This is a genomic window from Pseudomonas sp. RSB 5.4 (assembly GCF_037126175.1).
Taxonomy (GTDB): domain Bacteria; phylum Pseudomonadota; class Gammaproteobacteria; order Pseudomonadales; family Pseudomonadaceae; genus Aquipseudomonas; species Aquipseudomonas fluorescens_H.
In genome coordinates this window covers 4268016-4289984 of sequence record NZ_CP146986.1, presented here as the reverse complement: position 1 = coordinate 4289984, position 21969 = coordinate 4268016, and the positions used below count along the sequence as shown (strand labels likewise).

22 protein-coding genes and 1 other RNA gene are annotated in these 21969 nt (G+C 61.3%); 15 read left to right on the top strand and 8 right to left on the bottom strand.

Annotated elements, in window-relative coordinates:
• The first annotated feature begins 10 nt into the window (after positions 1–10).
• The 3 genes from V9L13_RS19455 (at position 11) to V9L13_RS19445 (ending at position 4515) form a co-directional block, all read left to right on the top strand.
• The gene (locus V9L13_RS19455) at positions 11–2011 is read left to right on the top strand and encodes an acyltransferase family protein (protein WP_338800294.1); all 2001 of its coding nucleotides are present in this window, start codon (positions 11–13) and stop codon (positions 2009–2011) included.
• Between the two features lie 69 nt (positions 2012–2080).
• Entirely contained in the window at positions 2081–3547 is a 1467-nt protein-coding gene (gene ubiD / locus V9L13_RS19450; RefSeq protein ID WP_003229330.1) for a 4-hydroxy-3-polyprenylbenzoate decarboxylase, read from the top strand.
• Positions 3547–4515 carry a CDP-6-deoxy-delta-3,4-glucoseen reductase gene (locus V9L13_RS19445; protein WP_338800293.1) on the top strand — a complete coding sequence of 323 codons (969 nt, stop codon included), beginning with the start codon at positions 3547–3549 and terminating at the stop codon, positions 4513–4515. The genes ubiD and V9L13_RS19445 overlap by 1 nt, the downstream gene beginning before the upstream one ends.
• Before the next feature lie 23 nt (positions 4516–4538).
• Here V9L13_RS19445 and V9L13_RS19440 read toward each other — a convergent pair whose 3' ends face one another.
• A complete protein-coding gene (locus V9L13_RS19440; protein ID WP_003229327.1) occupies positions 4539–5015 on the bottom strand; it encodes a hypothetical protein in 477 nt (158 codons plus the stop codon).
• A 354-nt stretch (positions 5016–5369) separates the two neighbouring features.
• On the opposite strand from V9L13_RS19440, the gene V9L13_RS19435 reads away from it, so the two are divergent.
• Positions 5370–6038 (top strand): gamma-glutamylcyclotransferase, encoded by a 669-nt coding sequence (locus V9L13_RS19435; RefSeq protein WP_338800292.1) that lies wholly within the window; start codon positions 5370–5372, stop codon positions 6036–6038.
• Here V9L13_RS19435 and glpT read toward each other — a convergent pair.
• Positions 6014–7363 carry a glycerol-3-phosphate transporter gene (gene glpT, locus V9L13_RS19430; protein ID WP_338800291.1) on the bottom strand — a complete coding sequence of 450 codons (1350 nt, stop codon included), beginning with the start codon at positions 7361–7363 and terminating at the stop codon, positions 6014–6016. The genes V9L13_RS19435 and glpT overlap by 25 nt on opposite strands.
• 226 nt (positions 7364–7589) lie before the next feature.
• On the opposite strand from glpT, the gene V9L13_RS19425 reads away from it, so the two are divergent.
• On the top strand, positions 7590–8219 hold the full coding sequence (locus V9L13_RS19425; RefSeq protein WP_338800290.1) for a flagellar basal body-associated protein FliL: 630 nt from the start codon (positions 7590–7592) through the stop codon (positions 8217–8219).
• A gap of 177 nt (positions 8220–8396) precedes the next feature.
• On the top strand, positions 8397–9011 hold the full coding sequence (locus tag V9L13_RS19420) for an energy transducer TonB (protein ID WP_338800289.1): 615 nt from the start codon (positions 8397–8399) through the stop codon (positions 9009–9011).
• 90 nt (positions 9012–9101) lie between these two features.
• Here V9L13_RS19420 and V9L13_RS19415 read toward each other — a convergent pair whose 3' ends face one another.
• Positions 9102–10079 (bottom strand): NADPH:quinone oxidoreductase family protein, encoded by a 978-nt coding sequence (locus V9L13_RS19415; RefSeq protein WP_338800288.1) that lies wholly within the window; start codon positions 10077–10079, stop codon positions 9102–9104.
• 150 nt (positions 10080–10229) lie between these two features.
• Between V9L13_RS19415 and V9L13_RS19410 the strand changes: the two genes are divergently transcribed.
• Positions 10230–10637 (top strand): flagellar basal body-associated protein FliL, encoded by a 408-nt coding sequence (locus tag V9L13_RS19410; RefSeq protein WP_177482361.1) that lies wholly within the window; start codon positions 10230–10232, stop codon positions 10635–10637.
• A 140-nt stretch (positions 10638–10777) separates the two neighbouring features.
• Here V9L13_RS19410 and V9L13_RS19405 read toward each other — a convergent pair whose 3' ends face one another.
• Positions 10778–11230 carry an EVE domain-containing protein gene (locus tag V9L13_RS19405; RefSeq protein WP_338800287.1) on the bottom strand — a complete coding sequence of 151 codons (453 nt, stop codon included), beginning with the start codon at positions 11228–11230 and terminating at the stop codon, positions 10778–10780.
• Between the two features lie 197 nt (positions 11231–11427).
• Between V9L13_RS19405 and V9L13_RS19400 the strand changes: the two genes are divergently transcribed.
• A complete protein-coding gene (locus V9L13_RS19400; RefSeq protein WP_003229308.1) occupies positions 11428–11583 on the top strand; it encodes a hypothetical protein in 156 nt (51 codons plus the stop codon).
• Between the two features lie 35 nt (positions 11584–11618).
• Here the strand turns inward: V9L13_RS19400 and V9L13_RS19395 are convergent, their stop codons facing one another.
• The 4 genes from V9L13_RS19395 to V9L13_RS19380 form a co-directional block, all read right to left on the bottom strand.
• Positions 11619–12224 carry a 5-formyltetrahydrofolate cyclo-ligase gene (locus tag V9L13_RS19395; RefSeq protein ID WP_338800286.1) on the bottom strand — a complete coding sequence of 202 codons (606 nt, stop codon included), beginning with the start codon at positions 12222–12224 and terminating at the stop codon, positions 11619–11621.
• Positions 12225–12304: 80 nt separating this feature from the next.
• Positions 12305–12483, bottom strand: a non-coding RNA gene (gene ssrS / locus V9L13_RS19390) — 6S RNA.
• Positions 12484–12513: 30 nt separating this feature from the next.
• The gene (locus tag V9L13_RS19385; protein WP_007967943.1) at positions 12514–12831 is read right to left on the bottom strand and encodes a cell division protein ZapA; all 318 of its coding nucleotides are present in this window, start codon (positions 12829–12831) and stop codon (positions 12514–12516) included.
• Positions 12828–13037 carry a TIGR02449 family protein gene (locus V9L13_RS19380; protein WP_103483758.1) on the bottom strand — a complete coding sequence of 70 codons (210 nt, stop codon included), beginning with the start codon at positions 13035–13037 and terminating at the stop codon, positions 12828–12830. The genes V9L13_RS19385 and V9L13_RS19380 overlap by 4 nt, the downstream gene beginning before the upstream one ends.
• A 134-nt stretch (positions 13038–13171) precedes the next feature.
• Between V9L13_RS19380 and V9L13_RS19375 the strand changes: the two genes are divergently transcribed.
• The 7 genes from V9L13_RS19375 to gcvT all read left to right on the top strand — a co-directional run bounded on the left by V9L13_RS19375 (position 13172) and on the right by gcvT (position 21951).
• Positions 13172–13732 carry a YecA family protein gene (locus tag V9L13_RS19375; RefSeq protein WP_003229301.1) on the top strand — a complete coding sequence of 187 codons (561 nt, stop codon included), beginning with the start codon at positions 13172–13174 and terminating at the stop codon, positions 13730–13732.
• Between the two features lie 27 nt (positions 13733–13759).
• Positions 13760–15094 carry a Xaa-Pro aminopeptidase gene (gene pepP / locus V9L13_RS19370; RefSeq protein WP_338800285.1) on the top strand — a complete coding sequence of 445 codons (1335 nt, stop codon included), beginning with the start codon at positions 13760–13762 and terminating at the stop codon, positions 15092–15094.
• Positions 15091–16278, top strand: a complete 1188-nt coding sequence (ubiH, locus tag V9L13_RS19365; RefSeq protein ID WP_338800284.1) for a 2-octaprenyl-6-methoxyphenyl hydroxylase — start codon at positions 15091–15093, stop codon at positions 16276–16278. Before pepP ends, ubiH begins: the two co-directional genes overlap by 4 nt.
• A 108-nt stretch (positions 16279–16386) precedes the next feature.
• The gene (locus tag V9L13_RS19360; protein WP_338802884.1) at positions 16387–17604 is read left to right on the top strand and encodes a 2-octaprenyl-3-methyl-6-methoxy-1,4-benzoquinol hydroxylase; all 1218 of its coding nucleotides are present in this window, start codon (positions 16387–16389) and stop codon (positions 17602–17604) included.
• Between the two features lie 242 nt (positions 17605–17846).
• Complete coding sequence (locus V9L13_RS19355; protein ID WP_103483638.1) at positions 17847–18851, top strand: extracellular solute-binding protein; 1005 nt, start codon at positions 17847–17849, stop codon at positions 18849–18851.
• A gap of 244 nt (positions 18852–19095) precedes the next feature.
• Positions 19096–20712, top strand: coding sequence for an iron ABC transporter permease (locus tag V9L13_RS19350; RefSeq protein ID WP_338800283.1), 1617 nt, complete (start codon positions 19096–19098; stop codon positions 20710–20712).
• Positions 20713–20868: 156 nt separating this feature from the next.
• Positions 20869–21951 (top strand): glycine cleavage system aminomethyltransferase GcvT, encoded by a 1083-nt coding sequence (gene gcvT / locus V9L13_RS19345; RefSeq protein WP_338800282.1) that lies wholly within the window; start codon positions 20869–20871, stop codon positions 21949–21951.
• Positions 21952–21969: the final 18 nt, after the last annotated feature.

The window sequence follows — 21969 nt, the reverse complement described above, 5'->3', positions numbered from 1 at the left end:
TAAAGATTTTATGAGCACACTCGCTTATCGAAGGGATATCGACGGCCTGCGCGCAGTCGCAGTGATCGCCGTGGTGCTGTTCCACTTTGGCGTCCCGGGGTTTACCGGCGGTTTTGTCGGCGTGGACGTGTTCTTCGTGATTTCCGGCTACCTCATCACCTCGATCATCTGGAATCAGCGTCAGGCGGGTCGTTTCAGCTTCGTCGAGTTCTGGGCGCGGCGTGCGCGGCGGATTCTGCCGGCGCTGTTTGCGATGATCATTGCGGTGCTGGCGGTGGGCTGGTTCCTGCTGGCGCCCAAGGATTACGAAGAACTGGGGCGTTCGGTGCGCTATCAGGTGACATTCGTCTCGAACATCCTGTTCATGCGCCAGGACGGTTACTTCGATGTCGCTTCTGACCTGAAGCCGCTGCTGCACACGTGGTCGCTGGCGGTGGAGGAACAGTTCTACATCTTCTTCCCGCTGCTGCTGACGTTGCTCTCGAGCCGTTTGAAACACTGGCGACTGGCGCTGTTCGGCGTGCTGCTGGTGTCTTTCGGCCTGAGTGTGTGGGCGATCAATCACCATCCGGAAAAGGCTTTCTTCCTGCTGCCGATGCGCGCCTGGGAATTGCTGGCCGGGGCGATGCTGGCGGTCGCGCCGAAACACGCGTGGCGCTTGAAGCCACTGGCCGCGCAGGCCTTGAGCCTGCTCGGCATGGGTTTGATCCTGCTGGCGGTGTTTGCCTATGACAAATCGACGCCGTTCCCGGGTGTCACGGCGTTGCTGCCGGTACTGGGCGTGGTGCTGCTGATCCTGGCCAACGGTCATCGCGAAACGCTGATGGGGCAATTGTTGAGCAGCCGGGTGATGGTCGGCCTCGGGCTGATTTCCTATTCCTGGTACCTGTGGCACTGGCCGGTATTCGTGTTTTCCAGCTACGCCAGTGTCGATGAGCCGGGCGCGTTCGACACGGCCGCGTTGATTCTGCTGACCCTGGTGCTGGGGTATCTGTCATGGAAGTTCGTCGAAACACCGTTCCGTGAACGGCGCTTGCTCGCCGGGCGTCGGCAGATTCTGCTGGCCGGTTTCTGCGGGATTCTGCTGCTCGGTCTGGCCGGGCAATCGCTGCGCTGGACCGATGGCCTGCCATGGCGCTTGTCCGAGCAGGCACTGCAATACGCCAAGGGCCGCGAGTGGCGACCGGAGCTGATGGCGTGTCTGGCGGATGACAAGACGCCTGACGACAAGCTGTTCTGCCATTACGGCGTGAAGGATCTGCCGACCCGCGCGATGGTCTGGGGCGACAGCCATGCCACGGCGCTGATCCCGGTGTTCGATGACGGTGCCCAAGCCCATGGCGTCAGCGTGATCCTCGCCAGTTCTCCTGGTTGCATTCCGGTTGATGGATTGGAGTACGACGGAGTTTGTGCGCGCTTCAACAAGCGGGTCGAGCAGGGGTTGAAGGCGCAAGCGGTCAGCGATGTGGTGCTGGTCGCCCGCTGGAGCCTGTACCTGTACGGCGACGCCAAGGGCGATCTCGGTCATGTGCTGAGAACACCGGACGGCCGTTACGATCGCGCCGAGGCCGAGCAGCGTTTTGCCGCAGGACTGCGCACTCGCGTGGCGCAATTGCGTGCGGCCGGGCATCGCGTATGGCTGGTGAAAGAGGCGCCGTTGCAGGCGTTCAGCCCGCCGTATCGACTGACGCGGCTGGCAATGCTCGATCGTCCGGTGGATGACGTCGGTCTGGCCGTCGAGGCGCACCACAAGCGTCAGGTGTTCATCAGCCAGTTGTTCGCGCAGTTGGCGCAGAATGATCCGGCGGTGCGCGTGGTCGATCCGGCACCGCGGCTGTGTGATGACAAGGGCCTGTGCCACGCCGAACTCGGTGGGTACTCGCTGTACACCGATGACAATCACCTGTCCGAAGTCGGCGCGCGGTTTGTGGCGCCGATCCTTGAGCCGCTGTTTATCGGCCTGCAAGCCCGGGAAAACCTTGGCAAAGCGCAGACGAATGCAGCCAAGTAAGCAGCGACAGGCTGCCACAGGGCTGCATAGCAGGTAGGATGTACGCCTATTTTGAGGGTGCCATCGTCAATGAAATTCAAGGATCTTCGGGATTTCGTGCAGCAGCTTGAGCAGCGCGGAGAGTTGAAACGCATCCAGATTCCCGTCTCGCCGGTGCTGGAGATGACCGAGGTGTGCGACCGCACACTGCGGGCCAAGGGCCCGGCGCTGCTGTTCGAGAAACCGACCGGTTACGACATTCCGGTGCTCGGCAACCTGTTCGGCACCCCGGAGCGGGTGGCCATGGGCATGGGCGCCGAGTCGGTCAGCGAGCTGCGCGAGATCGGCAAGCTGCTGGCCTTCCTCAAGGAACCGGAGCCGCCGAAGGGTTTGAAGGACGCGTGGTCGAAACTGCCGATCTTCCGCAAGATCATCTCGATGGCGCCGAAAGTCGTCAAAGATGCGGTGTGCCAGGAAGTGGTCATCGAAGGCGACGACGTCGACCTGGCGATGCTGCCGGTGCAGACCTGCTGGCCTGGCGACGTCGGCCCGCTGATCACCTGGGGCCTGACCGTCACCAAAGGCCCGAACAAGGACCGCCAGAACCTCGGTATCTACCGTCAGCAAGTGATCGGCCGCAACAAGGTGATCATGCGCTGGCTCAGCCACCGTGGCGGTGCGCTGGACTTCCGTGAGTGGTGCGAGAAGCACCCGGGTCAGCCGTTCCCGGTGTCTGTGGCGCTGGGTGCAGACCCGGCGACCATTCTCGGTGCCGTGACGCCGGTGCCGGACAGCCTTTCCGAATACGCTTTCGCCGGCCTGTTGCGCGGCAATCGCACTGAACTGGTGAAGTGCCGTGGCAACGACCTGCAAGTGCCGGCCACTGCCGAGATCATCCTCGAAGGCGTGATCCATCCGGGCGAAATGGCCGACGAGGGCCCGTACGGCGACCACACCGGGTACTACAACGAAGTCGACAGCTTCCCGGTGTTCACCGTCGAACGCATCACCCACCGGATCAAGCCGATCTACCACAGCACCTACACCGGTCGTCCGCCGGATGAGCCGGCGATTCTCGGCGTGGCGCTGAACGAAGTGTTCGTGCCGATCCTGCAGAAGCAGTTTCCGGAAATCACCGACTTCTACCTGCCGCCCGAAGGCTGCTCGTACCGCATGGCCGTGGTGACGATGAAGAAGTCGTATCCGGGGCATGCCAAGCGCGTGATGCTCGGTGTCTGGTCGTTTTTGCGACAGTTCATGTACACCAAGTTCGTTATCGTCACTGACGACGATATCAACGCCCGGGACTGGAACGACGTGATCTGGGCCATCACCACGCGCATGGACCCCAAGCGCGACACGGTGATGATCGACAACACGCCGATCGACTACCTCGACTTCGCCTCGCCGGTGTCCGGCCTGGGCTCGAAAATGGGCCTGGATGCCACCCACAAATGGCCGGGTGAAACCACTCGCGAGTGGGGCCGTGTGATCGTCAAGGACGACGCCGTCACCCAGCGGATCGATGCCATCTGGAATCAGTTAGGAATAGATTGATGCGTGTAACCCTGCAGCCCTCCGGAGCGGTGCTTGAGATACGGCCCGGCGAGCGGATTCTCGATGGAGCGCGGCGCCTGGGCTACGACTGCCCGCAAAGCTGCCGCAACGGCAATTGCCATGTGTGTGCGGCGTTGCTGGTGGAAGGCCGGGTCGAACAGGCCGGCAAGGTGCACGACCACGGCGAGTTCTACACTTGCATAGCCGAGCCGCTGGAAGATTGCATCCTGCTGTGGGATGGCGTGCTCGCGTTGGGAGAACTGCCGGTGCGCAGCCTGTCGTGTCAGGTCATCGAATGCCGGGACGTCGGCGGCGACACCTGGCGCGTGCGTCTGCGGGCGCCGGCCGGCAAGCCGCCGCGTTATCACGCCGGGCAGTACCTGATGATCGAGCGTGAGAGCGGCGAGAAGTCGGCGTTCTCCATGGCCTCGGCGCCGCACGGCGGGCGCGACCTGGAAATCCACGTACTGGCCCGCGAAGCCAGTGCCCTGAGTCTGATCGAGCAACTACAGCGCAACCCGCTGGTGCGCGTCGAATTGCCGTTCGGTGACACTCACCTCGCCGAATTGCCTGACGGGCCGCTGGTGCTGATCGCCGCCGGTACCGGCATGGGCCAGATCCACAGCCTGATCGAACACTGCCGTGCCAACGGCTTCAAGCACCCGGTGCATCTGTATTGGGGTGTGCGTCGTCCGGAAGATTTCTACCAGATCGAGCATTGGGACGAATGGTTGAAGCTGCCCAATCTGTTCCTGCACAAAGTCGTCAGCGACCAGTGCGGTTGGGAAGGGCGCTGCGGGATGTTGCACCAGGCCGTGTGTGAAGACTTCGCCGATCTGAAGTCCCTGCACGTCTACGCCAGCGGCTCGCCGGCGATGGTCTACGGCACGCTGGATGCTCTGGTGGAAGCCGGCATGGATGCACACCAGATGCGCGCCGACGTATTTGCCTACGCGCCTCGATCCTGATCCGTGCGAATTGAGCCGCGCCCTCAGAAACGCACGCCGGTCGTCACCATCGCCGCATTGGCGCCGAGAAACACCAGCTCGGCGGCCAATGGGCCGTAGTGAGTGCCGACGGACGGAATGATCACCGGCGCAACGCCGTAGCGGTTCAGTGGAATCTTGTCCTTGTAATCACCGCGATAGCCCTGCAGCAGCCCACCCGTGACTTTCAGATACACCGGATACTCGCTGCTGTCATAGCGTTTGCCGGCATAGGCGTAATTTGATCGCTGGCGGAACGAGTTACGGAAAGTTGCCCCGCCAAATACCCAGCCGGAAGCCTGATTGCGTTCGATGCCGATCAAGTCCTGATGATTATTGTGTTCGGGGTCGGGCGAATAATGTCGGGTATAGACACTGGTCTGTGCATACCAGAAGCCCTGGTCTTTTTGAGTGTCATCCTCGGCCAGCGCCTGGTCGGTTTGAATCAATAGCAATGCGGCCAAAAGCCTTGGTTTCTTCATTGTGCAGCCTCGGTTAAACGGTATGGCTTGCGCCAGAGGAAGGCCGTTATACGTAGGCGTTCAGCGACGGGAAAGACAGAAAGTCCGACAGTTTAGTAGGAAGATTCCTGCGATTTCTTGAACCAATCCTGAACAAGCGAAGGCTTATGCATATTTCATTCGGGTATTTAAGATATTTCGGCAATGGTATTAGGCTATATAAAACCGCATAGCGTTGACTGATACACCCGGTTTAGCGCTATCGAGCAGGTCATACATCCTTTAGCACTTTTCGTTTTAGATTTACTGCTATATGTTCTATCGAACGAATTGCGCTTACATCTTGTAATACTTGCGGGGCCGAACACTTCCGTCATGACAGCCATAGAATCTGCTTTTCTGAATCTGGCTTATCCTCCGCGGCTCGATCTGGGGCCGCAGCTCACTCACGAACAACTTCTCGCTTCCATGCAATCGACCATGGCGCGCCACAAGGGCGGGCCGGTGTGGCTGTTCGCCTACGGGTCGCTGATCTGGCGCCCGGAATGTTCGGCGGTGGAGCGGGTGCGCGGGCGGGTGCATGGCTATCATCGCGGTTTGTATCTGTGGTCGCACGAGCACCGTGGGACGCCGGAAATGCCCGGGCTGGTGTTCGGTCTGGATCGTGGCGGTTCGTGCAGCGGCTTTGCCTATCGGCTGCCGGAAGAAAATCTCGACGCTGCGCTGTATGCACTGTGGAAACGCGAGATGCCGTTCCCGTCCTATCGTCCACACTGGCTCAACTGCCGTCTTGAGGACGGTAGCCAGGTTCAGGCGTTAGGGTTTGTTTTGGAGCGACACCTGCCCAGCTATGCTGGCAACTTGTCAGATCATGTGCTGAGTCAGGTGTTCGAAAGCGCTTGCGGGCGCTACGGCACCACTCGCGATTATGTCGAGCAGACCGCCCACGCCCTGCGCAGCCACGCCATGCCGGATCGAAATCTGGAGGCGCGGCTCAAGCGCTGCAAGTCAAAGGTCGATCAGGCGAGCGCCTCACGGCCCTGACTGGCGACTTTCTTGTGCCACAAGGTGGGTGCCAGGCAAACCATCGCCATGATGCAGCCGCCCACCAGCAGCACAAAGCCGCCGTCCCAGCCGAAATGGTCCACGGTGTAGCCCATCGCTGCACTGGCCGCGACCGATCCACCCAGATAACCAAACAGACCGGTGAAGCCTGCTGCAGTACCGGCGGCTTTCTTCGGTGCCAGTTCCAGCGCCTGCAAACCGGTCAACATCACCGGGCCATAGATCAGGAAGCCAATGGAGAACAGCGCGATCATGTCGATAGTCGGGTTGCCCGGCGGGTTGAGCCAGTAGACCAGCGTCGCCACGGTGACCAGCGCCATGAATACCATGCCGGTCAGGCCGCGATTGCCACGGAAGATCTTGTCTGACATCCAGCCACACAGCAGCGTGCCTGGAATACCGGCCCACTCGTAGAAGAAGTACGCCCACGACGTGGTGTCCACGGTGAAGTGCTTGGCTTCCTTCAGATACGTCGGGGCCCAGTCCAGTACGCCATAGCGCAGCAGGTAGACGAAGACGTTGGCCATGGCCACGTACCAGAGCATTTTGTTGCGCAGCACGTACTTGACGAAGATTTCCTTGGTGCTGAATTCGTCTTCGTGGCTGGCATCGTAGCCTTCGGGGTAATCGTTCTTGTACTGCTCGATTGGCGGCAGGCCAACCGATTGCGGGGTATCGCGCATGGTCATGAACGCGAACGCCGCCACACCCAGGGCCACGGCAGCCGGCACATAGAATGCCGCATGCCAGTCATTGAACAGGCCCATGCCGAGCAGGAACAACGGACCGATCAGGCCCCCACCCACGTTGTGCGCCACGTTCCACACCGACACCACGCCACCGCGCTCTTTCTGCGACCACCAGTGCACCATGGTCCGACCGCTCGGCGGCCAACCCATGCCCTGAGCCCAGCCGTTGATGAACAACAGAATGAACATCATGGTCACGCTGGACGTGGCCCACGGTGCGAAACCGAAGACGAACATCACGCCTGCCGAGATCAGCAAGCCGAACGGCAGGAAGTAACGTGGGTTGGAACGATCGGACACCAGGCCCATCAAGAACTTCGACAAGCCGTAAGCAATCGCGATGGCTGACATTGCCACACCTAACTGACCCCGGGTGTAGCCCTCGTCGATCAGGTACGGCATGGCCAGCGAGAAGTTTTTGCGCAGCAGGTAGTAACCGGCGTAACCAAAGAAGATACCGGCGAAGATCTGCCAGCGCAGGCGTCGGTAAGTACTGTCTATTTTTTCTTCAGGCAATGGAGCCTGATGTGCGGCAGGTCGAAAGAAAGCAAACATTCAAGAGCTCCAGATTTCTTGTTTTGACTGCGGATGCGAATGTTACAGTTTCGTTACCGAAAATAGCACCGGTTCGCATCGGCAAAACAGCGGAAAATGTTGGAAGTCGCATGTTCTTTTACGAACCTGTCGCTCAGCTGTAAGAACAGGGCGTTTTCACCCCTTATCAACATTGGGTGACTTAGACTCGCGGCCCGTTCAGCCGATTGATCAGCCGAGATAAGAAATGTCACTGAAGGTTCGCATGTTGGTGCCGAGATTTTTGGTGGCGGCTGGAATCGCCGTTGTCATGCTGATCTTGATCGTCACCGATCATCCGGCCCATTCCGGTCTGCGCAACGCCACGGTGCTGATCATTCGGCACGCGGAAAAGCCGGATGCGGGATCGCTACTCAATGCCCGCGGCGAACAGCGTGCGGCCGCCTACGTCGACTATTTCAATCCGCTGAAACTCGACGGCCAGACGCTCACCCCCCAGCGCTTGATCGCTGCCGGCGACACCCCGGAGAGTTCGCGCTCGCGCCTGACGCTGACGCCGCTGTCCGAGCGTTTGAAGCTGCCGATCGAGCAGCCCTACATCAATGGTGATCTCCATCAACTGGTCGGGTTGTTGCGCAAGAGCAATCAGGCGCCAACGGTGCTGATCGCCTGGCATCACGGCCATATCAATAAGCTGATCAAGGCGTTCGGCGGCGACGCGACAGCGCTGATGGGACAGGAAAAATGGCCGGATGATGTATTCGATTGGCTGATCGTCCTGCGCTTCGATGAGAACGGGCGACTGATCCCGTCTCGCAGCCATAAAGTGCAGGAACACCTGTTGCCGGGCGACCTCGCTGGTGCAAGCGGCGGCTAAACGTCCGTCAGAAAATGTACCTGAAGCCCTTTGCGCAGGGGGCTGGCCAGAATTCCCATCGAGATCAGGAAATGTCCTGCATCGCAAAGCGAAGCTGCGCCATTCAGTTAAAGGACCTTGCTCCGTAACCTTTCTGTAGTTGCCGAACAGGCATTTCACTAGGGAAGGGGCGGGATCATGCGATGGTTTTTTGCTGGGCTTTTATTGATGATCTTCAGCCTCGCGCTGGCAGCGGAAGGGTTGCTCATACCCGAAAACAATCCCATGCCGATTTACCCCAAGGTGTTGTCCAGAGCCGGGGTCGAAGGCGAGGTCAGGGTCAGCTTCATCGTCAAGGCGGATGGTTCTGTCAGCGGGATCAACATTGTGCAAAGTGCTCATCCCGACCTGGCTGAGGTGGTTAAAGATGCGGTAACACAGTGGCGATTCAAACCCTGGACAGTAGCGGGAGAGCGGCCGGCGGAGCAGTCGGTCGTTGCGCCGATAGTCTTTCGACTGGATCTGGATCAGCCGATCGACATCAATCAGTGGCTGAAGTCAGTTAAGTGTCACGTCATCAATGGCGGTTTCAGAAACATGCCAGAGCACGCGTTGGTTGACGCGAAGGTGTTCGACTACACCCGTGCGTACATTTCGAACGTGATCCACAAGAGTCAGTTGGCCGATGAACAGCGACGGGCGATCATCGCCGAGATGAACCGGCGCGTACCGATGATCGTCAGGGGCTGCCGGGAAAACCCTATGCGTAGATACATGAGTTTTCTGCCGGGAGAGGTTCGTGATTTGCTTTGACAGGTGGCGACGCAGCGCCGCTGAGGGCGACGCTGCGTCGCTGCTGTGCGCGGCTCAAGCCGGTTGCGGGAAGTCACCGGCCTGAAAAACTCAGCGCACCTGCACCACCACCTTGCCCACAGCCTTGCGTTGCCCCAGATCATTGATCGCCTGCGCCGCGTTGCTCAGCGGATACACCTGCGACACCAGCGGTTTCAACTTGCCCTCGGCGAACCAGCTGAACAACTGCTGGAAGTTCGCCGCGTTGTCCTGCGGCTGGCGCTGGGCGAAGGAGCCCCAGAACACGCCGACCACTGCCGCGCCCTTGAGCAGGGCAAGGTTGACCGGAAATTCGGGGATGCGCCCGCTGGCGAAGCCGACCACCAGCAAGCGGCCGTTCCAGGCGATCGCCCGAATGGCCTGGTCAAATAGGTCGCCGCCGACCGGGTCGTAGATCACGTCGGCGCCCTGACCGTCGGTGAGGCGTTTGATTTCGTCCTTGAGGCTGGTTTCGCTGTAGTTGATCAGTTCATCGGCGCCGGCGGCCTTGGCCACGGCGAGTTTTTCCGCGCTGCTGGCGGCGGCAATCACCCGGGCGCCCATGGCTTTGCCGATTTCCACCGCCGCCAGACCGACGCCGCCGGAAGCGCCGAGCACCAGCAGGGTCTCGCCCGGTTGCAGGTTCGCGCGCTGCTTGAGGGCGTGCATCGAAGTGCCGTAGGTCATGCTGAACGCCGCAGCGGTATTGAAATCCATCGACGTCGGGATCGGCAGCACGTTGTAGCCCGGCACCGCGACCTGTTCGGCGAAGCTGCCCCAGCCGGTCAGGGCCATGACCCGGTCGCCGACTTTCAGATGGCTGACTTTCTCACCGACGGCGCTGACCACGCCGGCCGCTTCGCCCCCCGGAGAAAACGGGAAGGGCGGCTTGAACTGATACTTGCCCTCGATGATCAGCGTGTCCGGGAAGTTGACCCCGGCGGCGTGCACCTCCAGCAGGATTTCGTTCTTCTTCGCGACAGGACTGGCGACGTCTTCCAGCACCAGCGATTCGGCAGGGCCGAAGGCTTTGCACAGCACGGCTTTCATCAGGGCTATTCCTTTGGGAGTGATGGCCGATAAGTGTAGGTGTGTCAGTCAACGGGTCAACGAGCATGCCCGACCCTGATAGTCAGCCATAAGCTTGTGCTTGCGCGGCGGGTCGTTATGCTAGGCCGCAAACCGGATAAGGAGCGAATTGTGAAAGCGTGGATCATGTTGTTGCTGGCCCTGTCTCTGCCTGTGGCAGCGCTGGCCGAAGAAGCCAAAGAAGGCGAGGCGCCGAAGGTCAACTACATCACCCTGAGCCCGCCGTTCGTGGGCAATTACGGGCTGGACGGCACGCCGAAGCTCAAGGTCTACAAGGCCGATGTGGCGCTGCGTGTGACTGGCGACGAGGCGACCAAACTGGTCAAGGCCAACGAGCCGCTGATCCGCAATCAACTGGTGGCGCTGTTCACTCAGCAGACGACCGAGGCGATGGGCAGCATCGAAGGCAAGGAGAAGCTGCGTCAGGAAGCGCTGAAGCAGACCCAGCAAGTGATGAACGACGAGACCGGCAAGCCGGTGGTTGAAGACCTGTTGTTCAACAACTTGATCATTCAGTAAGAAATTCGTTGTCCGGACGGGCCTCTTCGCGAGCAAGCCCGCTCACACAGTGGTTTGTCGTGTCACATGAATGTGTGATCACCGCGCAACCCTGTGGGAGCGGGCTTGCTCGCGAAAGCGATCCAACAGTCGCGAAATGATCAGGGTTTGAGCGCGATCACCGCAGCCCATTGCTCCGCCGTCACTGGCATCACCGACAGCCGAGAACCCTTCTGCACCAACGGCATCTCCGCCAGCGCAGTCTGCGGCTTCAGATAATCCAGCTTCAATACCCGGGCAAACGTCTCGACATGCGCAACATCAATCGCAGTCCAGGCGTTTTTATCGGGTGTGGCCTTCGGGTCGAAGTAATGGCTCTCGGGTTCCAGTGCGGTGGGATCCGGGTACGCCGCCTCGATTATTTTGCCGATCCCGGCGATACCCGGCTCCGGGCAACTGGAGTGGTAGAAAAAGAACTCATCGCCGACCGCCATCGCCCGCAGGAAATTGCGCGCCTGATAGTTGCGAACCCCGTCCCAGCGCGCTTTGCCGAGTTTCTCCAGATCTTTGATCGAGAGTTCGTCGGGCTCGGATTTCATCAGCCAATAGGCCATGTCTTTTGCTCCTCAAGCGGTCATTGGGCAGGTTGTCGGGCAATTTTATGACAAACCGACGGTCGGTTGACGTCAGCGTTTGCGCCGAGGTTCACGTTGTCGCAAAATGCCGGCCTTTAAAGCTTGACGCTGCTGCACGGCCTACGAATGGAAACCGCTGCTGTCATCGTGATGATGTGCCTTGAGGGGGGCAATCGATGAAACGCAAACCGGATTTGCTATGGACTTTGGTTATTTTGTTCGGCCTTGGCGTCGTGACCACCGGTTACGCGCAAAGTCTGTGGACGAGCAAGACCGATGCTCCGGTTGAAGTCGCGCAACAGGTCCAACAGTCGACCGCCTTCAAGCGCTGAAACTGCCTTCCCGACGCCGCTGATCTGCGCGGCGTCTATCCCGCGAAATACCACGCCTTATCGGTGACCGTGCCCTGCAACGGTACATCCCAGCTGGCCTGCGCCAGGCGTTCGACTTTCTGACATTCATGGGCCAGGCCCAGCAACGTCGGCTTGCGCCAGTTTTTGCGCCGGACCAGGTACGCCAGACTGCGATCGTAGAATCCGCCGCCCATCCCCAGGCGTCCGCCAGCATCGTCAAACCCCACCAGTGGCAACAACACCAGATCCAGGGTCCAGACCTTGCGCTGATGGGCCAGATTGGCCCGCGGTTCGAGAATGCGGAAGCGGTTGGGCTTGAGCTTGTCGCCGGGGCGAATCCGCTGGAACACCATTTTGGTTCGCGGCCAGGCGCTGAGCACCGGCAGGTAGGTGGCCTTGCCGCGACGCTGGGCTTCGCGCAGCAGCAGGCGCGGGTCGATTTCACCGTCGGTGGGCAGGTACAGAGAGATATGTCGGGCCCGGCGAAAGTGCGGGTCTTGCGCCAGTTGCCGGAACAGGCCTTTGGCGGCCTGCCGTTGTTCACCGGGAGTCAGTGCACGGCGCGCCTTGCGCAGCAGGCGGCGGAGTTGCGGGCGGGGCAGCAGCGCAGGTTCGGTCATGGTTCGGCTTCGGCAGGTGAGGGCGAAAACGCACGCATAAAAAATCCGATGCCGGCAAAAACCGGCATCGGATTCGAATCAGGCTCCCCGGATGAACCGCTGTCAACTTAGCCCTTGAACCCGAAAGTTCAAGGTGGAAGATGCAGTAGACTTTAAGGCTTTCCGTCTGGCGGACATGCACACCAGCCCAACGTGCAACTTCCAGGGTAGTGCGAATCGGCTCAGGGACATCGTCAACTGGCAAGCACCCCAGGGAGTGCGGCGAGTATACCTCAAGCGGCCTGGCGAATCAGCCCTTGCTGATGTCCGGATCGTCGGCCAGCACCAGATCGACACGATCGAGCAAGTCGCGCACCTGTTCACGGGTCGAGCCGCTGGCCTGGATGTCCGGGCGCTCTTCTTTGTGCAAGAGGTCGTGGGTGATGTTCAGCGCGGCCATCACCGCAATACGGTCGGCGCCGATGACTTTGCCGCTGCTGCGGATCTCGCGCATCTTGCCGTCCAGGTAGCGGGCGGCGCTGACCAGATTGCTGCGTTCTTCCTGGGGGCAGATGATCGAATATTCTTTGTCGAGGATCTGCACGGTAACGCTATTGCTTGAACTCATGAGTCTTGCTCCAGGGCCTTGAGGCGCGAAATCATCGATTCGACCTTACGCCGGGCGATTTCGTTTTTTTCAATGAGGTGAGCGCGTTCCTCGCGCCAGGTCTTTTCCTGAGCTAGTAAGAGTGCGTTTTGACTCTTTAGTTGCTCGACTCGGGTAATCAGCTTCTCGAGTCTGGCCATCAGCGCTTGCAGGTCGGTGTCTTCCATTGTGTCCACTGAATTCATCTGATGGGCGGCAGGCGCCTGGCTGGCGGACAGCCTTTAATAGTCTTGGCGAGTCTGTCGATGTAGGATACAAGGCCTTCATTCTAGACATAGCGCCGTCTGGCGCCTAGCTGCCCATGACCATTGCGAATTCCCCGTACCAAGCCTTTGCCACCCTGCTGACTTCCAGCGGCCACAACGTCTCGCCTGCCGAACTGCATGGCCTGCTGCTCGGCCGCAGCTGCGCCGGTGCCGGATTCAACGCCGACGAGTGGCTGATCGATGCCGCCGAACTTCTGGAAAACGAGCCACAGGACAACGTCCGCAACGCCCTGATCGGCCTGCAAGAGATGGTCAAGGGTGAGTTGACCGGCAGTGACGTCACCGTCGTTCTGCTGTTGCCGACCGATGACGCACCGCTGGCCGACCGCGCCGCCGCACTGGGCCAATGGTGCCAGGGCTTCCTCAGCGGTTTCGGCCTGAACTGCCGCGACAGCAGCATGCTCAGCACCGAAGCCACCGAAGTGCTGCAGGATCTGGCGGCGATCTCCCAGGTGCAAGACGCTCTGGAAGAATCCGAAGACGGCGAAAGCGACTACATGGAAGTCATGGAATACCTGCGCGTCGCACCGCTGCTGCTGTTCTCGGAAACCAAAAAAGCCGACGTGCCGCCAGCCGCCAAGCCGTCGCTGCATTAATCGCGTGCCAGGGAAAGCCATCTGCCCATGATCCATATCCCCAAAGCGGAATACAGCCGTCGCCGCAAGGCCCTGATGGCGCAGATGGAACCCAACAGCATCGCGATCCTGCCCGCCGCCGCGGTCGCGATCCGCAACCGCGACGTCGAGCACGTCTACCGCCAGGACAGCGACTTCCAGTACCTCAGCGGATTCCCCGAGCCACAGGCGGTCATCGTCCTGATGCCCGGCCGCGAGCACGGCGAGTACGTGCTGTTCTGCCGTGAACGCAATGCCGAACGCGAGTTATGGGACGGCCTGCGCGCAGGGCAGGAAGGTGCGATCCGTGATTACGGCGCCGACGACGCGTTCCCCATTACCGACATTGACGACATTCTCCCGGGCCTGATCGAAGGCCGCGACCGGGTGTATTCGGCGATGGGCAGCAACCCGGAATTTGATCGCCACCTGATGGACTGGATCAATGTGATCCGCTCCAAGGCACATCTGGGCGCCCAGCCACCGAACGAATTCGTTGCCCTGGATCACCTGCTGCACGACATGCGCCTGTATAAATCGGCGGCAGAGGTGAAGGTGATGCGCGAAGCCGCACGGATTTCCGCGCAGGCGCATATCCGGGCGATGCAGGCCAGCCGGCCGGGGTTTTACGAATACAGCCTCGAAGCCGAGCTCGATTACGAGTTCCGCAAGGGCGGCGCGAAGATGCCGGCCTACGGTTCGATCGTCGCTGCCGGGCGCAACAGCTGCATCCTGCATTACCAGCAGAATGACGCGCTGCTCAAGGACGGCGATCTGGTGTTGATCGACGCTGGTTGCGAGATCGACTGCTACGCCAGCGACATCACCCGCACGTGGCCGGTCAACGGCAAGTTCTCTGCCGAGCAGAAGGCGATCTACGAACTGGTGCTGGCCTCGCAGGAAGCCGCATTCGCTGAAATCGCCCCGAACAAAAACTGGAATCAGGCGCACGAAGCCACGGTCAGGGTGATTACCGCAGGCCTGGTCAAGCTCGGAATCCTGCAAGGCGAGGTCGATGAGTTGATCGCGACCGAAGCCTATAAAGCGTTTTACATGCACCGTGCCGGCCATTGGCTGGGCATGGATGTGCACGACGTCGGCGAATACAAGGTCGGCGGCGAATGGCGAGTGCTGGAGGTCGGCATGGCGCTGACCGTCGAGCCGGGCATCTACATTGCCCCGGACAACCAGAACGTAGCGAAGAAATGGCGCGGCATTGGCGTGCGCATCGAGGATGACGTGGTAGTGACCAAGACCGGTTGTGAAATATTGACCAGCGGCGTACCGAAAACCGTCGCCGAAATCGAAGCGCTGATGGCGCAAGCACGGACACACGCGGCATGAGTCGAGTCAATCTGGCAATCATCGGTGGCGGCCTGGTCGGCGCCAGTCTGGCGCTGGCCTTGCAGGCCGGGGCCAAGGCGCGTGGCTGGAAAATCGTCCTGATCGAACCGTTCGCCCCCGGCGACAGCTGGCAGCCGAGCTACGACGCACGTTCGTCGGCGCTGTCCTTCGGTTCCCGGCAGATCTATCAACGGCTGGGCGTGTGGCAGGAGATTTCCCGCCGCGCCGAGCCGATCAAACAGATTCACGTGTCCGACCGTGGTCGCTTCTCCACCGCCCGTCTGTCGGCGATGGAAGAGGGCGTGCCGGCGCTCGGTTATGTGGTGGAGAACGCCTGGCTCGGCCAGTGCCTGTGGCAGCATCTGGATAAAGACGTGATCAGCTGGCGCTGCCCGGCGGAAGTCACGCGCATGGAGCCGCTGCCCGACGGCTATCGCCTGACCCTCAACGATGAAACAACCGTCGAGTGCGATCTGGCGGTGCTCGCCGATGGTGGTCGCTCTGGTCTGCGCGAGCAACTGGGCATCAACGTGCGCAAGCGTCCGTACAACCAGAGCGCACTGATCGCCAACATCACCCCGAGCGAAGCGCACAACGGTATGGCCTTCGAGCGTTTCACCGACGAAGGGCCGATGGCCTTGCTGCCGCTGCCAGACAACCGTTGCGCGCTGGTCTGGACCCGTCTGGGCATGGACGCGCAACGCCTGGCCGATTTGAGCGAACGCGATTTCCTCAGTGAACTGCAGGGTGTTTTCGGCTACCGCCTCGGCACCCTGAAACAGGTCGGTGCGCGGCATCTGTATCCGTTGTCACTGGTCGAGGCCGAGGAGCAAGTGCGCTCGCATCTGGCCGTGCTGGGCAATGCCGCGCACAGCCTGCACCCGATTGCCGGACAGGGCTTCAACCTGTCGTTGCGTGATGCCGATGCCTTGGCCGCTGCGCTGCTTGCCAGCGACAAACCGCTGGGCGACTTCCCTACATTGCAGGCCTATCGCGAGCGGCAGCGTCTGGATCAGGAGCTCACCGTGGGCTTCTCCGATCAGGTCACCCGACTGTTCGGCAGCACCCAGCCGCTGGTCTCGCTGGGCCGCAACATCGGCCTGCTCGGTCTCGATCTGTTGCCACCGGCCAAGCGCTGGTTTGCTCGTCAGGCCATGGGGCTGGGGACGCGGCCGGATGCTTGAGCGGCGGGTCGGCACTTTCACTTTCAGCAGCGCGCCGCCAACTGGCGCGCTCGCTAAACCCCTTTACGTGCGGCTCAAGCCGCAAGCGAGACAGGCTTAAGCATGGAAATGCGCGCAGATCTGCTGATTGTCGGAGCCGGAATGGTCGGCAGCGCCCTCGCGTTGGCGTTGCAGGACAGCGGCCTGGAAGTGTTGCTGCTCGACGGCAGCCCGCTGAGCGTCAAACCGTTCGATGCCGCCGCGCCGTTCGAGCCGCGAGTGAGCGCCTTGTCGGCGGCCAGTCAGCGGATTCTCGAACGCCTCGGCGTCTGGGACGGTATCGCCCAGCGTCGCAGCAGCCCGTACACCGACATGCACGTGTGGGACGGCAGCGGCACCGGACAGATTCATTTTTCGGCGAGCAGTGTGCATGCCGAAGTGCTCGGTCATATCGTCGAAAACCGCGTGGTGCAGGATGCCTTGCTCGATCGTTTGCACGATTGCGATCTGGGCATGCTGGCCAACGCACGGCTGGAGCAGATGCGCCGCTCCGGCGACGACTGGCTGCTGACCCTGGCCGATGGCCGGCAGTTGCGTGCGCCGCTGGTGATTGCCGCGGACGGCGCCAACTCGGCGGTGCGCCGCCTGACCGGCGTCGCCACCCGCGAGTGGGATTACCTGCACCACGCCATCGTCACCAGTGTGCGCAGCAGCAAGCCACACCGGATGACCGCGTGGCAGCGCTTCACCGATCACGGGCCGCTGGCGTTTCTGCCGCTGGAACGTGACGGGCAGCAGGACTGGTGCTCGATCGTCTGGTCGACCACCCCGAGTGAAGCCGAACGCCTGATGGCGCTGGATGAAACCGCATTCTGCCGTGAGCTGGACCGGGCGTTCGAAGGCTGCCTGGGCGAGGTGATCAGCGCTGATCCGCGCCTGTGCGTGCCGTTGCGTCAACGGCATGCCAAGCGCTACGTCGCCGAAGGGCTGGCGCTGATAGGTGATGCGGCGCATACCATTCACCCGTTGGCCGGGCAGGGTGTGAACCTGGGCTTCCTCGATGCAGCGGTGCTGGCTGAAGTGCTGTTGCAGGCTGCCGAACGTGGTGAGCGTCTGGCCGATGTGAAAGTGCTGAGCCGCTACGAACGCCGGCGCATGCCGCATAACCTGGCGCTGATGGCGGCGATGGAGGGCTTCGAGCGTCTGTTCCAGGCCGATCCGCTGCCGCTGCGCTGGTTGCGTAATGCCGGGTTGAAGCTGGTGGAGCAGATGCCGGAGGCGAAGGCGTTGTTTGTGCGTGAGGCGCTGGGGTTGACCGGCGACCTGCCAGCGCTGGCCAAACCCTGAAGGCAATTATTTCTTTGTGGCGAGGGAGCTTGCTCCCGCTGGGCTGCGAAGCGGCCCCAAAAGCCATTGTGGCAGCATTGGGAGTCCTTCGGCCTCCAGCGGGAGCAAGCTCCCTCGCCACAGAGGCCAGCAATTTGGAATTCATGCAACATCTGGTAACTCCTTGCTCAAGTGTTCGATTGAGCTGGTAAATGTGAGTCCTTATCATTTGGCCCACATTTTCCGACCGAGAGACCACTCCCATGTTGGCACCCAAGCGTCTTCTGACCGCACTGGCCCTGACCCTGATCGGCAGCGCCACCGCCCAGGCCGCCGACGAGGTGGTGGTCTACTCCTCGCGTATCGATGAGCTGATCAAACCGGTATTCGACGCCTATACCGCGAAAACCGGGGTGAAGATCAAGTTCATCACCGACAAGGAAGCGCCGCTGATGCAGCGCATCAAGGCCGAAGGCGAGAACGCCACCGCCGACCTGCTGCTCACCGTCGACGCCGGCAACCTCTGGCAGGCCGAGCAGATGGGCATCCTGCAGCCGTTCACCTCGAAAACCATCGACAGCAACATTCCTGCGCAATACCGCTCCTCCACGCATGCCTGGACCGGCCTGAGCCTGCGCGCGCGGACCATCGCCTATTCCACCGAACGGGTGAAACCGGGCGAGTTGACCACCTACGAAGCGCTGGCCGACAAGAATTGGGAAGGGCGCCTGTGCCTGCGCACGGCGAAGAAGGTCTACAACCAGTCGCTGACCGCGACCATGATCGAAGTGCACGGCGCCGAGAAGACCGAGAAGATCCTCAAGGGCTGGGTCAACAACCTGTCCACCGATGTGTTCTCCGATGACGTCGCAGTGCTGGAGGCGATCAATGCCGGCCAGTGCGACGTCGGCATCGTCAACACCTACTACTACGGTCGTTTGCACAAGCAGAAGCCGGACTTGCCGGTGAAACTGTTCTGGCCGAATCAGGCCGATCGCGGCGTGCACGTGAACCTGTCGGGCATCGGCCTGACCAAGCATGCGCCGCACCCGGAAGCAGCCAAGGCGCTGGTGGAGTGGATGACCACGCCTGAGGCGCAGAAGATCTTCGCTGACGTGAATCAGGAATTCCCGGCCAACCCGGCGGTGAAACCTTCGGAGGAAGTGGCGGCTTGGGGCCAGTTCGTCGCTGATACCTTGCCGGTGGAAGTGGCGGGCAAGCGTCAGGCGGAAGCGATCCGGATGATGGATCGGGCGGGTTGGAACTGAGTATTTGCCGGTCGCTGTGTTCGCTCAAGATCGCTGCCCTCACCCCAGCCCTCTCCCGGGGGAGAGGGAGCCGATCTCCATGGCTTTCAAGACCGGAGCTCGGCTCGATGTATCAGGTCGGCGTAAATCGAAAGATCACCACGTTCAGTCCCCTCTCCCTCCGGGAGAGGGTTAGGGTGAGGGCAGCAATCTCGAGCTGAAACACCTGAATCAGAACCACCAACCACCCCTCAGAGTCCCAAAAGTGGCCCACCCCGCCCAACGCCGCTGGTATCCCATCGTCCTCGCCATCGCCGCGCTGGTGCTGTTGCCCCTGAGTGTCCTGCTGCTGTCGTGGCAGACCATCGATCAGCAAATCTGGTCGCACCTGTGGGAAACCCAGATGCCGCGCCTGCTGGGCAACACGTTGACGCTGGTGCTTGGCGTCGGCGTCGGCGTGACGCTGCTCGGTGTCAGTCTGGCGTGGCTCACCAGCCTCTGCGAATTTCCCGGACGGCGCTGGCTCGACTGGGCGCTGATGCTGCCCTTCGCCATCCCCGCCTACGTGCTGGCGTTCGTCTTCGTTGGCTTGCTGGATTTCGCCGGCCCGGTGCAAACGCTGCTGCGTGAGTGGTTCGGCAGCGGCTTGCGCCTGCCACGGGTACGCTCCACCGGCGGGGTGATCGTGGTGCTGGTGCTGGTGTTTTATCCCTACGTTTACCTGCTGGCGCGCACCGCGTTTCTTGCGCAGGGCAAAGGCCTGATGGAAGCGGCGCGGGTACTCGGTCAGTCGCCCTGGCAGGCGTTCTGGCGGGTGGCGTTGCCGATGGCGCGTCCGGCAATTGGCGCCGGTGTCGCACTGGCGCTGATGGAGACGTTGGCGGATTTCGGCGCGGTGTCGGTGTTCAACTTCGACACCTTCACCACCGCCATCTACAAGACCTGGTACGGCTTCTTCAGCCTGCCGAGCGCGGCGCAACTGGCCAGCCTGTTGCTGCTGGTGGTGATGCTGGTGCTGTACGGCGAGCGACGCGCGCGCGGCGCCAACCGGGCAAGCAACGAGCGACCACGGGTCAAGGCGCTGTATCAACTGCGCGGACTCAAAGCGTTCGCGGCGACCGGTTGGTGCCTGGTGGTGTTTGCCTGCGCGTTCGTGATTCCGCTGCTGCAACTGCTGGTGTGGTTCTGGCAGCGCGGGCGCTTCGATCTGGATGAGCGTTATGCCGGGCTGATCCTGCACACCCTGTATCTGGGCGCTATGGCGGCGTTGATCACCGTCAGCGTCGCGCTGTTGCTGGCGTTTGCCCGACGTCTGGCGCCGACCCGGGCGATCCGTTCCGGAGTCAGTCTGGCCAATCTCGGTTATGCGCTGCCGGGTTCGGTGCTGGCAGTGTCGATCATGCTGGCGTTCAGTTATCTCGACCGCGCACTGGTGATTCCGCTGTCGGGCTGGCTCGGCGGCGCCGGCAAGCCGCTGCTGCTGGGCAGTCTGGCGGCGTTGCTGATGGCCTATCTGGTGCGCTTTATCGCGGTGGCCTACGGGCCGCTGGAAAACAGTCTGGCGCGTATACGGCCTTCATTGCCCGAAGCGGCACGTAGTCTGGGTGTCAGTGGGCCGCGACTGTTTTTCAAAGTGTATCTGCCGCTGTTGCTGCCCGGCACGCTGAGCGCGGCGTTGCTGGTGTTTGTCGATGTACTCAAGGAAATGCCCGCCACCCTGCTGATGCGCCCGTTTGGCTGGGACACGCTGGCCGTGCGGATCTTTGAAATGACCAGCGAGGGCGAGTGGGCGCGTGCATCGCTGCCGGCGCTGACCCTGGTGTTGGTTGGTTTATTGCCGGTCATCGGCCTGATCCGCCGCTCGGCGCACCGAAACACTTAGTAGTGAGTCCTGAATCATGCGGCTACAATGCGCGGCATTCGGTGCGGTTCGTCTGATAGACCCGTTCGCTGAAATCGGCTGGAAGCCTTCTATTTCGTGGCTTTCACCCCGTACAGCGGCTGTCCGCACCTTCGCCACGCCCGGAAGGAGAAACCCATGGGACAGCGTACGCCTCTGTATGACCTGCATCTTGCCCTCGGCGCGAAGATGGTCGATTTTGGCGGTTGGGACATGCCACTGCATTACGGCTCGCAGGTCGAGGAACACCACGAGGTGCGCCGCGATTGCGGGGTGTTCGATGTTTCCCACATGACCGTGATCGACGTTGATGGCCCCCAGGCCAAGGCCTGGCTGCAGCATTTGCTGGCCAATGACGTCGAACGCCTGCACCGCCCCGGCCGTGCGCTCTACAGCACCATGCTCAACGAGCGTGGCGGCATCGTCGACGACATGATTGTCTATCGCCTCGAAGACCGTTATCGCCTGGTGTTCAACGCCTCCACCCGCGACCAGGATCTGGCGTGGATGCAGGCGCATGTCGCCGGTTACGAGGTGCAACTGCACGAACGCCAGGAACTGGCGATGCTCGCCATTCAAGGCCCGCAGGCCCGGCACAAGATTGCCGAACTGGTGACCCAGTCCCGCGCCGCACTGATCCAGCACCTCAAACCGTTCGAAGCCGAAGTCGATGGCGACTGGTTCATTGCGCGCACCGGTTACACCGGTGAAGACGGGCTGGAAATCGCCTTGCCGGCCGGGCAGGCACCGGGCTTCTTCAACGATCTGGTCGGCGCCGGCATTTCTCCCATCGGTCTCGGTGCCCGCGATACGCTGCGGGTCGAGGCCGGGATGAACCTCTACGGCCAGGACATTCATCAAGATGTCTCGCCGCTGGCGTCCAATATGGCCTGGAGCATTGCCTGGGAACCGGCCTCGCGGCAGTTCATAGGCCGTGCTGCGCTGGAAGCGGAAAAAGCTGCCGGTGTTGCGCACAAACTGGTGGGGCTGGTGCTTGAGGAGCGGGGTGTTTTGCGCGCCCATCAAGTGGTTCGTATCGCCGATGTTGGCGAAGGAGAGATCACCAGTGGTAGTTTCTCTCCTACGCTAAGCAAATCGATTGCCCTGGCGCGTGTTCCGATGGCCACAGCCGACCGCGCCGAAGTGGAAATCCGTGGCAAGTGGTATCCGGTACGAGTGGTCAAACCGACCTTCGTGCGCCATGGCAAAACCTTGATCTAACCTTTTCCGGCGGGCCTG

Excerpts from the sequence above, each read along its gene's own strand:
- V9L13_RS19415 (WP_338800288.1), bottom strand. The coding sequence starts at position 10,079 with ATGAAAGCCGTGCTGTGCAAAGCCTTCGGCCCTGCCGAATCGCTGGTG.
- V9L13_RS19400 (WP_003229308.1), top strand. The coding sequence starts at position 11,428 with ATGAAACGCAAACCGGATTTGCTATGGACTTTGGTTATTTTGTTCGGC.
- V9L13_RS19395 (WP_338800286.1), bottom strand. The coding sequence starts at position 12,224 with ATGACCGAACCTGCGCTGCTGCCCCGCCCGCAACTCCGCCGCCTGCTG.
- V9L13_RS19445 (WP_338800293.1), top strand. The coding sequence starts at position 3,547 with ATGCGTGTAACCCTGCAGCCCTCCGGAGCGGTGCTTGAGATACGGCCC.
- V9L13_RS19435 (WP_338800292.1), top strand. The coding sequence starts at position 5,370 with ATGACAGCCATAGAATCTGCTTTTCTGAATCTGGCTTATCCTCCGCGG.
- V9L13_RS19385 (WP_007967943.1), bottom strand. The coding sequence starts at position 12,831 with ATGAGTTCAAGCAATAGCGTTACCGTGCAGATCCTCGACAAAGAATAT.
- V9L13_RS19380 (WP_103483758.1), bottom strand. The coding sequence starts at position 13,037 with ATGGAAGACACCGACCTGCAAGCGCTGATGGCCAGACTCGAGAAGCTG.
- ubiH (WP_338800284.1), top strand. The coding sequence starts at position 15,091 with ATGAGTCGAGTCAATCTGGCAATCATCGGTGGCGGCCTGGTCGGCGCC.
- gcvT (WP_338800282.1), top strand. The coding sequence starts at position 20,869 with ATGGGACAGCGTACGCCTCTGTATGACCTGCATCTTGCCCTCGGCGCG.
- V9L13_RS19425 (WP_338800290.1), top strand. The coding sequence starts at position 7,590 with ATGTCACTGAAGGTTCGCATGTTGGTGCCGAGATTTTTGGTGGCGGCT.
- V9L13_RS19420 (WP_338800289.1), top strand. The coding sequence starts at position 8,397 with ATGCGATGGTTTTTTGCTGGGCTTTTATTGATGATCTTCAGCCTCGCG.
- V9L13_RS19405 (WP_338800287.1), bottom strand. The coding sequence starts at position 11,230 with ATGGCCTATTGGCTGATGAAATCCGAGCCCGACGAACTCTCGATCAAA.
- V9L13_RS19360 (WP_338802884.1), top strand. The coding sequence starts at position 16,387 with ATGCGCGCAGATCTGCTGATTGTCGGAGCCGGAATGGTCGGCAGCGCC.
- V9L13_RS19455 (WP_338800294.1), top strand. The coding sequence starts at position 11 with ATGAGCACACTCGCTTATCGAAGGGATATCGACGGCCTGCGCGCAGTC.
- V9L13_RS19375 (WP_003229301.1), top strand. The coding sequence starts at position 13,172 with ATGACCATTGCGAATTCCCCGTACCAAGCCTTTGCCACCCTGCTGACT.
- ubiD (WP_003229330.1), top strand. The coding sequence starts at position 2,081 with ATGAAATTCAAGGATCTTCGGGATTTCGTGCAGCAGCTTGAGCAGCGC.
- V9L13_RS19440 (WP_003229327.1), bottom strand. The coding sequence starts at position 5,015 with ATGAAGAAACCAAGGCTTTTGGCCGCATTGCTATTGATTCAAACCGAC.
- V9L13_RS19355 (WP_103483638.1), top strand. The coding sequence starts at position 17,847 with ATGTTGGCACCCAAGCGTCTTCTGACCGCACTGGCCCTGACCCTGATC.
- pepP (WP_338800285.1), top strand. The coding sequence starts at position 13,760 with ATGATCCATATCCCCAAAGCGGAATACAGCCGTCGCCGCAAGGCCCTG.
- glpT (WP_338800291.1), bottom strand. The coding sequence starts at position 7,363 with ATGTTTGCTTTCTTTCGACCTGCCGCACATCAGGCTCCATTGCCTGAA.